Source organism: Pseudonocardia sp. McavD-2-B (assembly GCF_024124365.1).
Classification (GTDB): Bacteria; Actinomycetota; Actinomycetes; order Mycobacteriales; family Pseudonocardiaceae; genus Pseudonocardia; species Pseudonocardia alni.
Genome location: NZ_JAMXSG010000247.1, coordinates 1 through 9,084, shown reverse-complemented (window position 1 = coordinate 9,084; position 9,084 = coordinate 1). Strand labels below are relative to the sequence as shown.

Sequence of the window (9,084 nt, the reverse complement as noted above, 5' to 3'; positions counted from 1 at the left end):
GGCGGGCGGCGCCGACCGGCCCGCGCACCGGTCGGGCCCGGCCGCCCCGCACCCGGGCACCGGCACGGGTGCCGACCCGGACGACCACTACCACCCGCCGGAGCCGCCGCCGCTGCCACGGCCGGGGCCACCGGCCGTCGTGGGTGGCGGGCTGATCGGGGTGGGGCTGCTGCTGTGCATCGCGCCGGGCCTGATCGGCGTCGGCGGGACCTGGCCGCTGCCGCTGGGACTGGTGCTCATCGCGGCCGGCCTGGGCTGGCTGCTGCTGCGCCTGTGGAGCCCCGACTCCGACGAGGGCCCCGACCCCTGGGACGACGGCTCGCGGCTGTAGCGCGCTCAGCGCCGGGCGCCGGTCCGCAGGCTCTCGCGGGCCAGCGTCGCCGCGCCCACGACGGCGGCGGCCGCGCCGAGCTGCGCGGTCCGGATCCGGGCCAGCGGCCGGTTGCCCGCCCCGGTGAGGATGCGGGCGTAGTGCTCGCGGGCGGCGTCGAGGAACAGCGGAGCCGACGCCGACACCCCGCCCGCGATCACCACGAGGTCCGGGTCGAAGACGTCCGCGACGAGCGAGAGCCCCTCCCCCAGCCAGCGCCCCATGTCGTCGACGGCGGCGCGGGCGACCGGGTCCCCCTCACGGGCGGCCGCGGCGACCCGCTTGCCGGTGACCCGCCCCGGGTCGACGGCGGTCTCACGGGCCAGCCCGGACGGGCCCGGCACGGCGCCGCCCGAGAGCATCTCCAGCGCGGTGGCACCGAGTGCGGTCCCGCTGCAGTAGCGCTCCCAGCAGCCGCGCTTGCCGCACGGGCAGGCCCGCCCGTCCGGGACGACCCGCAGGTGCCCCAGCTCGGGTGCGACACCGTGCGCGCCGCGGAACAGCTCGCCGTCGAGCAGCAGGGCGCCGCCGATCCCGGTGCCCAGCGCGATCACCAGTGCCACCGAGGCACCGGCCGCGGCGCCGTAGCGCCGCTCGGCGAGCGCGGCGGAGTTCGCGTCGTGCTCCACGACGACCGGGATCCCGCCGAGCCGGGCGCCGATCCGCTCGGCGACCGGGGCGTCGCGCCAGGACAGGTGCGGCGCGTAGCGGACCAGCCCGCGGGGGGCGTCGACGAACCCGGCGAGCGCGAGCCCGACGGCGGCGACGGTGTGCCGGCGTCGCAGCTCGTCGACCGCACCGGCGATGGCTGCCTCCAACGCGTCGTCGGTGCGCGGGGTCGGTGCGGAGGCGGTGTCGAGGATCCCGCCCTCGGCATCGACGACACCCGCGCGCACGCTGGTGCCCCCGACGTCCACCCCGATGGTGCGGACGTCGGACATCCGGGGGCTCATGTCCGGTGCACCACGATCCGCTGCACGGAGCGTCCGCCGCCGTGTGGGCGGCGGGGCTCCTGGCGCGCGGGCGGGGCGGCCTCCTCCAGCACCGCGACGAGCACGGCGAGCAGCCCGCCGGCGTGGTCGGCGAGCCGGGTGACCAGCTCCGACCGCTCCCCCCGCACGACGGCGATCAGCGCGCACACCGGGCAGGCGGTGCAGGAGCCCGCGTCGCCGGGGCCGGGGTCGCTCCCGGCGGCCCGCAGCGAGTCCGACATCGTCTCGGTGGCCGCGCGCAGCCGGTCGAGCAGCGCCATCGCGGTGACCCGGAGGTCCTCCGGGATGCCGCTGTGATCGCCGCAGTGGGTGCCGCACCGCGTGTCACGGCCGCTCACGAGGTCATCCAGGTGCCCGGGTCGGGCACGAAGGAGATCACCAGGCGGGCGTCGGAGCCGCGGCCCTCCAGCCGGGCACCGGTGGCCTCGCAGCGGCGCAGGACCGACGGCAGCGAGACCACGCGCCGGGAGAACCCGATACCGACGACCATGTCGTCGCCGACCCGGGCGAGGTCCAGCGGGGCGTCCTGGGCGCCGGGCAGCGCCACGTCGAGCTCGAACTCGGTGTCGGCGGAGACGCCGTGGCCCGCGGTGCGGCGCAGCTCCATCAGCGGCCGTGGCGGGGCGCCGTCGGCGGTGCCCGCGGGGTCGTCGTCGCCGTAGACCGACAGGGCCAGCTCGCGCAGCGCACCGACGCCGGTCGGCTCGGCGGCGGTGTAGCGGACCGCGGTCACGGGTACGTCCGCACCGAGCTCGCCCAGCTCGGCGAGCACGGACTGCTGCTCGGTGGCGCGTTCGCGCAGCCAGCGCGCCGCGGGCCCGCGCAGCGACGGCGGCGGGCCGGGCATCACCCGGTTCGCCAGCAGCCCGTCGACCCGCAGCTCGTGCAGGGCGAGCGCGGTCAGCGTCCGGCGGGTCTCGGCCGCGACGACCCGCTCCGGGGTCAGCACCAGCCGGATCGAGGTGCGGGAGCGGTCGGCGAGCAGCCCGCGCAGACCGCGCAGCTGCTCGGCCAGCACGCCGAGCGCGTCGATCGTGCGGTCCCAGCCCGCGCCGTCGGCCTTGGCCCCGGCGAGCCCGGCGACCAGGCCGCGCACGGCGCGGCGGTGCGCGGGGAACAGCCGCTCCAGGTAGCCCGACAGCGCCTCGGGCAGGGTGAGCAGCCGCAGCGTCTCCGCGGTCGGCCCGCAGTCGACGACGACGACGTCGAAGCGGCCCGAGTCGGCGTAGCGCTGCACCTCGACCAGCGCGAGGAGGTCCTCGACGCCGGGCAGCACGGTCAGCTCGTCGGCGACGAGCTCGTCCACACCGGCCCCGGCGAGCATCGTGCGCAGGTGCCCCTGCAGGTCGCCCCAGGCGCCCTCGAGCAGGTGCCGGGCCTCGATGTGGGCACCCCACAGGTTCTCGGTGACCTCGGCGGGCTCGGCGCCCAGCTCGGCGTCCAGCGCGTCGCCGAGGGAGTGCGCCGGGTCGGTGGACACGACCAGCGCGGACCGGCCGGTCCCGGCCACGTGCGCGGCCGTCGCGGCGGCCAGGGTCGTCTTGCCGACCCCGCCCTTGCCGGTGAAGAGCACGACGCGCACAGCGCGGAGCCTAACGATCGCGTCCGGGTCGCCGCCGACCGGCTCAGCCCTTCTCGACGCGGCGCTTGAGGCCCTTCAACGCGGCGTCGATGATCACTTTCTCCGCCTTGCGACGGAGCATCCCGATCATCGGGAAGTTGACCTCGACGCTGAGCTCGTAGGTGACGGTGGTGCCGCCGGCGTCGCCGACCAGCCGGTACGCGCCGTCCTGGGCGCGCTGGATGCCGCCCTTGACCAGCGTCCAGGACACCGAGCGGTCGTCGGCGGCCCAGTCGTAGTCGAGGGTGTAGGTGTCCTTGATGGCCCCGGCGTCCATCGCGAAGCGGACCTGGCGGGCGCGACCGTCGGCACCGGCGTCGAGGATCTCGACGCTGGTGATCTGGTCGGTCCACTCGGGGTAGGACGCGAAGTCCGCGATCACCGCCATGACCCGCTCCGGCGGGGCGTCGATGTGGATCGAGGACGAGGTCGCGTCGGCCATGGCGGGAGGCTATCCGGTGGTCAGAAGCGGAGCACGTAGGGCGTGCCGTGCGCGCGGAAGTGTCCGGCGTTGACGCACTCGGTGCGGCCGATCCGCGCGCGACGGTGCAGCGGCTGGTGCACGTGACCGAACAGGGCGTGCGACGGCTGCTCGGCCCGGATCCGCGCGGCCAGCGGGGCGCTGGCGATCTCGGCGCGGCGGGTGACGACGTCGTAGGTCAGGCCCGGGTGCGCCGGCGGGACGTGGGTGCACAGCACGTCGGCCGGGCCGAGCGCGTCCAGGCGCGCGGTCCAGTCCTCGTGGGTCACGAAGTGCGGCCGCCAGGGGCCGGTACGGCGCGGGTCGATCCCGGGCGGCAGCGGCACCCCGCCGAGGAAGCCGAACCGGCGACCGCCGATCTCGACCACCCGTCCGTCGGCGCGGGTGACGCCGTCGGTGTCGGGCCAGGCGTCAGGGACGTCGACGTTGCCCGGGATCGCCCAGACCGGTACCCCGAGCCCGCCCAGCACCCCGAAGACCTCGGCGTACTGCGCGGCGACGGCCTCGGCGACGGCGGCGGCCGGGTCGGTGAACCGGGCCCAGGAGCGCTCCAGCAGACCCAGCATCTGCCCGCGCGGCGCCCCGATCCGGCGCATCCGGCCGAACTCCGCGGCCACCTCGGGCCCGAGCAGCCGGGAGATGATCCCGTTGGTCGGGTCGCGGTAGTCGATGAACTCCAGCAGGTCGCCGAGTACCAGCACCCCGTCGGCGCCCTCGGCGGCGCGGGCGAGCGGGACGGTGGCGCCGTGGACGTCGGTGACGACGTGCAGCCGCACGCTCAGGCCGTCCGGTCCGGCCGGAACGCCGACGGCGCGACGCCCGCCGGGCGCCCGTCCTCCAGGCGCCGTTTGAGCGCGAAGGCGTGCGCCTTGAACGCTCGGTGCCGCCGGTCGGACTCCGCGCGCAGCCACCGGCGGCGCCGCAGCCGGCCACCGGGCGGCGGGCCGTCCGGGTCCGCGCGCAGGAAGAAGTGCAGGACGGTGCCGTCGCCCTCCGGCTCGCACCAGACCTCCATGGTCCCGACGAGCGCGCCGGTCACGGTCCAGCGCAGCCCGGCCGGTCCGCGGTCGTGCGCGACCTCGGGGCGCAGGTCGGGCCAGTACGACGGCCACCGGGCCGGGTCGGCGAACTCCGCCGCGACCCGCTCGCGGGGCACGGCCAGGAAGGTCTCGTCGATCACGTCGATCGCGGGCACCCGGTCAGCGTGCCACCCCGTGCGACGGCGCCGGTCACGGGTACCGTCGCGGCCCGGACCGGACCGGCGGCACCACCGACCGATCCGTTATGTCCGAATCGATGTACGTGGACCCTACTCTCCGGTAGGTTCTGCTCCGAGGTGTCGCCGCAGCCGTCGCGGTGACCGCGTTCAGCCTGTCGAGGCCGCCAGGAGGTCGATCCCCGTGCGTGAGTACAGCGTTCCCGCCGCGGTGTCCGTGGGAGACGAGGAATCGCTCTCGGACGCCGTGTTCGACAACGCCACGCAGCACCCGTCGGACGTGCTCTACCGCCGCAAGGGCGCGGACGGGAGCTGGTCGGAGGTGACCGCGGCCGAGTTCGGTGAGCAGGTCACCCGGATCGCCGCCGGGCTTATCGCCGCGGGTGTGCAGGCCGGGGACCGGGTCGCACTGCTGTCGCGGACCCGGTACGAGTGGACCCTGTTCGACTACGCGATCCTCGCCGCGGGCGGGGTCACCGTGCCGATCTACGAGACGTCGTCGCCGGACCAGATCTCCTGGATCGTGTCCGACTCCGGCGCCGTCGGGATCGTCGTGGAGACCGCCGAGCACGCCGCGTCGGTGGAGAAGGTCCGCGGGGACCTGCCCGAGCTGCGCACCGTCTGGCAGATCGAGCCTGCCGCGTCGGCCCCGGACGCCCCCTCGGCGGTCGAGCAGCTGCGCGGCCTCGGCGCGGACACCCCCGACGACGTGGTGCACGAACGTCGCGGCGGGGTGCGCGCCGACGACCTCTGCACCCTGATCTACACCTCGGGCACCACCGGTCGCCCCAAGGGCTGCGAGCTGACCCACCGCAACCTGATCGCCGAGATCCGCACGATCGCCGCGACGATCCCGCACCTGTTCGAGCCCGGGGACTCGGTGCTGCTGTTCCTGCCGCTCGCGCACGTGTTCGGCAAGGCCATCCAGTGCGGCTGCCTGTCCACCCGCACGATCGTCGGCCACTCCCCCGACGTGAAGACCCTGCTGCCCGACCTGGCGGACTTCCGGCCGACCTTCCTGCTCGCGGTGCCGCGGGTGTTCGAGAAGGTCTACAACGGCGCGCGGCTCAAGGCGCACAACGACGGCAAGGGCAAGATCTTCGACGCGGCCGCCGACACCGCGATCGCCTACTCCGAGGCCCTCGACGCGGGCGGGCCCGGCCTGCTGCTCAAGGCCCGGCACGCGCTGTTCGACAAGCTCGTCTACGGCAAGCTGCGCGCCGCCGTCGGCGGCCGGGTCAAGGCCGCGGTGTCCGGCTCGGCCCCGCTCGGGGGCCGGCTCGGGCACTTCTTCCGCGGCGTCGGGCTGCCCGTGCTGGAGGGCTACGGCCTGACCGAGACCTCCGCCGGCATCACCCTGAACACCCTCGACGCCCAGCGCGTCGGCTCGGTGGGCCGCCCGGTCCCCGGCTGCGCGGTCCGGATCGCCTCCGACGGCGAGATCATGCTGCGCGGCGACATCGTCTTCCGCGGCTACTGGAAGAACGAGGAGGCCTCGAAGGAGGCCCTGGAGTCCGACGGCTGGTTCCACTCCGGCGACATCGGCGAGCTCGACGACGCCGGCTTCCTCACCATCACCGGCCGCAAGAAGGAGATCATCGTCACCGCCGGCGGCAAGAACGTCGCCCCGGCCGTGCTCGAGGACCGGCTGCGGGCGCACCCGCTGGTCGGGCAGTGCATCGTGATCGGCGACCAGAGGCCGTTCATCTCCGCGCTGGTCACCATCGACCCGGACGCCCTGCCGGGCTGGCGCGAGCGCAACGGCAAGCTGGCGGGCGACGGCAGCTCGGCCGCCGACCTCGTCGACGACCCGGAGCTGCGCGGCGAGATCGCGGCCGCGGTCGAGGACGCCAACCAGGCCGTCTCGCGGGCCGAGCAGATCCGCAAGTTCACGATCCTGCCGCACGACTTCAGCGAGGCCGGCGGCGAGCTGACGCCGACGATGAAGGTCAAGCGCAAGGTCGTCGTGGAGTCCTACTCCGGCGAGATCGAGGCGCTCTACGCGGGGACCACCGCCGACAAGGGCTGACCCCGCCGTCGACGACGGGTCGTGCACTCAGCGCGGCCCGTCGTCGCCGGTCAGGAAGCCGTGCAGGCGCGCCGCCGACGACGGCCCACCCCAGACCCGCCGGACGTGGGCCCGTCCGGCGCGGCCCATCGCCGTCGCCCGGGCGGGGTCGGCGAGCAGGTCCGCGACCCGGTCGGCGACGGCGGCGACGTCACGTCCCGGCACGACGTGGCCGGTCACACCCTCCTCGACGGTCTCCGGCGCGCCGCCGGAGTCCCCCGCGACGACGGGCAGCCCCGACGCCGCGGCCTCCAGCAGCGCGATCCCCAGCCCCTCGACGTCGAGCCCGCCGAGGTGGGTGCGGCACGGCAGGGCGAACACGTCACCGGCGGCGTGGTGCGCGGCGAGCTCGGCGGCCGGGACCCCGCCGGTGAGCACGACGGCGTCGGTCACCCCGGCGCGTGCGGCCAGTCTGCGCAACCGGTCCCGGTAGGGGCCGCCGCCGACGAGCAGCAGCCGGGCGCCCGGCACCCGGCGGCGGATCCGCGGCAGCGCCGCGACCAGCACGTCCTGGCCCTTGCGCGGCACCAGCCGGGACACGCACGTCACGACCGGTGCGTCGCCGAGCCGGTACCGGGTCCGGACCGCGGCGCGGGCGTCCGGGTCGGGTGCGAACCGGACGGTGTCCACCGGGGGCGGCAGGACCTCCAGTGCCGCGTCCGGGCCGAACGCGCCGGCGAGCCGGCCGCGGGTCCAGCGCGAGACCGTGGTGACGACGTCGGCGTCCCGGCCGATCCGGTGCAGCGCCCGGCGCGCGCCGGGCAGCATCGACCAGCCGACCTCGTGGCCGTGCGTGGTGGCGACGACCCGCTCCACCCCGGCCCGGAGGCGGAGGTACGGGCCGAGCAGCCCCAGCGGCGCGGCCGCGCCGAACCAGACGGTCCCGGCGTCGTGCTCGCGGGCCAGCTCCGCGGCGCGCCGGGCGACCTCGGGGACCGGCAGCATCAGCGACGACCGGTGCCGGTGCACGGGGAACGGCAGCGCGGCGTCGTGGTCGGCGGCACCGCGCCAGGCGGGCGCGTGGACCGCGAGCGAGTCCGGCGGGAGCGCGCGGGCGAGGTCGGACAGGTACGACTGGATGCCGCCGGGCCGGGGCGGGAAGTCGTTGGTCACCAGCAGCGTGCGCGCCACGGTCGGCGACGCTAGTCCTCGGCGGGGCGCCGGCCGCCGGTGGTCACCGGCGGACTGGCGGCGGGGGTCGGGACGGCGGCTCCGCGCACGCGCTGCGCGTCGGGGATGCGGGCCGCCGTCCGACACTCCGGGGAGCGGACGAGTTCCGCGTCCTCACCGTTGCGTGACCGGATCGGTCGCCCGCCGGGGTGGCGCTGCTCCGTACGAGTGGTGGTGTCCGCTCGACGGCACAGCTGGTGAGGATGTCGTGCTGTTCAGGTGAACGAGCGCGGCAGCCCGCGGTGACGGCCCCGGCCCGGATTTTCTTCGGCGCGGCCATTCTGTCGGACCCCTCCCCTAGCGTCCGCGGTGCTCGACCACCTCGGGTCCGACGAAGGAGGAGCCATGATCGTCGACTGCGATCGCTGCGAGGTCCGCGGGGCCGCGTGCGGTGCCTGCGTCATCGGGGTGCTGCTGGAGGTCCCGGAGGACGACCGGCCGATCCCCTACCTTCCCGTCGACCTGCCGGCCGGCACGGAGGCCACGACCGTCGTCCCGGTGGAGTTCGCCGAGCCGGAGCGCCGGGCACTGCAGGTGCTGGCCGAGGGCGGCCTCATCCCGCACCTGCGTCTGGTCGAGCCGGGCACACCGGCGCCCGGTCGAGCCGGGCGCACGGCGCTGCCGATGCCGGTGGTCCCGCCGGCCGGGCACGGGCCCCGGCACCGTGACGTGGGGTGAGCGCTCAGCCGCCGAGGCGGCGCAGCAGCACCGCGGACGCCACGGTGTGCGCGCCCCGGCGGCGCACCGAGCGCACGATCTCCTGGTCCGACGTCGCGACCAGCAGCGGCCGGCCCGCCGGCTCGGCGGCGACGAGGTCGCGGACGACGTCGTCGGCGATCACCCCGGCGTCGCTGAACAGCACCCGCACCCCGCGGCTGCCGCGCACCGGCGCGGCGATCACGGCGGCCCCGTCGAACACCACGGTGATCTCGGCCCCCGTGCGGGCACCCAGTGCGCCGAGCTGGGCCACCAGCCGGGAGCGCTGGTCGGCCAGCGGCAGGTCCGGGTAGCCGGTCTTGCTGACGTTGTAGCCGTCGACGATGAGGTGCACCGACGGCACGGTCAGCAGGGCGTCCAGCGCGGCCAGCCCGTCGACGGGGGCCGCGACGCGCGCGCCGGTCCCGCGGTCGCCCGTTCCCGCGACGAGGTCCGCCGGCCGCGGTCCG

At 76.1% G+C, this 9,084-nt stretch carries 10 protein-coding genes and 1 pseudogene; 3 read left to right on the top strand and 8 right to left on the bottom strand.

Annotated features, from left to right (window positions below; all coding sequences use genetic code 11):
* Positions 1-331 (top strand): annotated as a pseudogene (locus NH602_RS24360) (hypothetical protein); the annotation flags it as partial.
* A gap of 5 nt (positions 332-336) precedes the next feature.
* On the opposite strand, the gene NH602_RS24355 reads toward NH602_RS24360, so the two are convergent.
* From NH602_RS24355 to NH602_RS24330, 6 genes are read right to left on the bottom strand one after another with little or no spacing between them, the layout of a single operon-like run.
* Positions 337-1,323 carry an ROK family protein gene (locus NH602_RS24355; RefSeq protein ID WP_253068994.1) on the bottom strand — a complete coding sequence of 329 codons (987 nt, stop codon included), beginning with the start codon at positions 1,321-1,323 and terminating at the stop codon, positions 337-339.
* Entirely contained in the window at positions 1,320-1,700 is a 381-nt protein-coding gene (locus NH602_RS24350; RefSeq protein WP_100878141.1) for a hypothetical protein, read from the bottom strand. The genes NH602_RS24355 and NH602_RS24350 overlap by 4 nt, the downstream gene beginning before the upstream one ends.
* Positions 1,697-2,944 carry an ArsA family ATPase gene (locus NH602_RS24345; protein WP_073574268.1) on the bottom strand — a complete coding sequence of 416 codons (1,248 nt, stop codon included), beginning with the start codon at positions 2,942-2,944 and terminating at the stop codon, positions 1,697-1,699. Before NH602_RS24345 ends, NH602_RS24350 begins: the two co-directional genes overlap by 4 nt.
* A 43-nt stretch (positions 2,945-2,987) precedes the next feature.
* Positions 2,988-3,425 (bottom strand): SRPBCC family protein, encoded by a 438-nt coding sequence (locus NH602_RS24340; protein WP_020623841.1) that lies wholly within the window; start codon positions 3,423-3,425, stop codon positions 2,988-2,990.
* A 20-nt stretch (positions 3,426-3,445) separates the two neighbouring features.
* Positions 3,446-4,240, bottom strand: coding sequence for a metallophosphoesterase (locus NH602_RS24335; protein ID WP_161151976.1), 795 nt, complete (start codon positions 4,238-4,240; stop codon positions 3,446-3,448).
* 2 nt (positions 4,241-4,242) lie between these two features.
* Positions 4,243-4,659, bottom strand: coding sequence for a polyketide cyclase / dehydrase and lipid transport (locus tag NH602_RS24330; RefSeq protein ID WP_100878143.1), 417 nt, complete (start codon positions 4,657-4,659; stop codon positions 4,243-4,245).
* A gap of 205 nt (positions 4,660-4,864) precedes the next feature.
* Between NH602_RS24330 and NH602_RS24325 the strand changes: the two genes are divergently transcribed.
* Positions 4,865-6,709, top strand: a complete 1,845-nt coding sequence (locus tag NH602_RS24325; RefSeq protein WP_253068993.1) for a long-chain fatty acid--CoA ligase — start codon at positions 4,865-4,867, stop codon at positions 6,707-6,709.
* 27 nt (positions 6,710-6,736) lie between these two features.
* On the opposite strand, the gene NH602_RS24320 is transcribed toward NH602_RS24325, so the two are convergent.
* Positions 6,737-7,879, bottom strand: a complete 1,143-nt coding sequence (locus NH602_RS24320; RefSeq protein WP_253068992.1) for a glycosyltransferase family 4 protein — start codon at positions 7,877-7,879, stop codon at positions 6,737-6,739.
* Between the two features lie 384 nt (positions 7,880-8,263).
* On the opposite strand from NH602_RS24320, the gene NH602_RS24315 reads away from it, so the two are divergent.
* Positions 8,264-8,596 (top strand): hypothetical protein, encoded by a 333-nt coding sequence (locus NH602_RS24315; RefSeq protein ID WP_179762340.1) that lies wholly within the window; start codon positions 8,264-8,266, stop codon positions 8,594-8,596.
* Between the two features lie 4 nt (positions 8,597-8,600).
* On the opposite strand, the gene NH602_RS24310 is transcribed toward NH602_RS24315, so the two are convergent.
* The coding region (locus NH602_RS24310; protein ID WP_253068991.1) for an NYN domain-containing protein at positions 8,601-9,084 on the bottom strand (484 nt) is incomplete at its 5' end.

Coding starts and splice junctions, on each gene's coding strand:
- NH602_RS24355 (WP_253068994.1), bottom strand. CDS start 1,323: ATGAGCCCCCGGATGTCCGACGTCCGCACCATCGGGGTGGACGTCGGG.
- NH602_RS24340 (WP_020623841.1), bottom strand. CDS start 3,425: ATGGCCGACGCGACCTCGTCCTCGATCCACATCGACGCCCCGCCGGAG.
- NH602_RS24315 (WP_179762340.1), top strand. CDS start 8,264: ATGATCGTCGACTGCGATCGCTGCGAGGTCCGCGGGGCCGCGTGCGGT.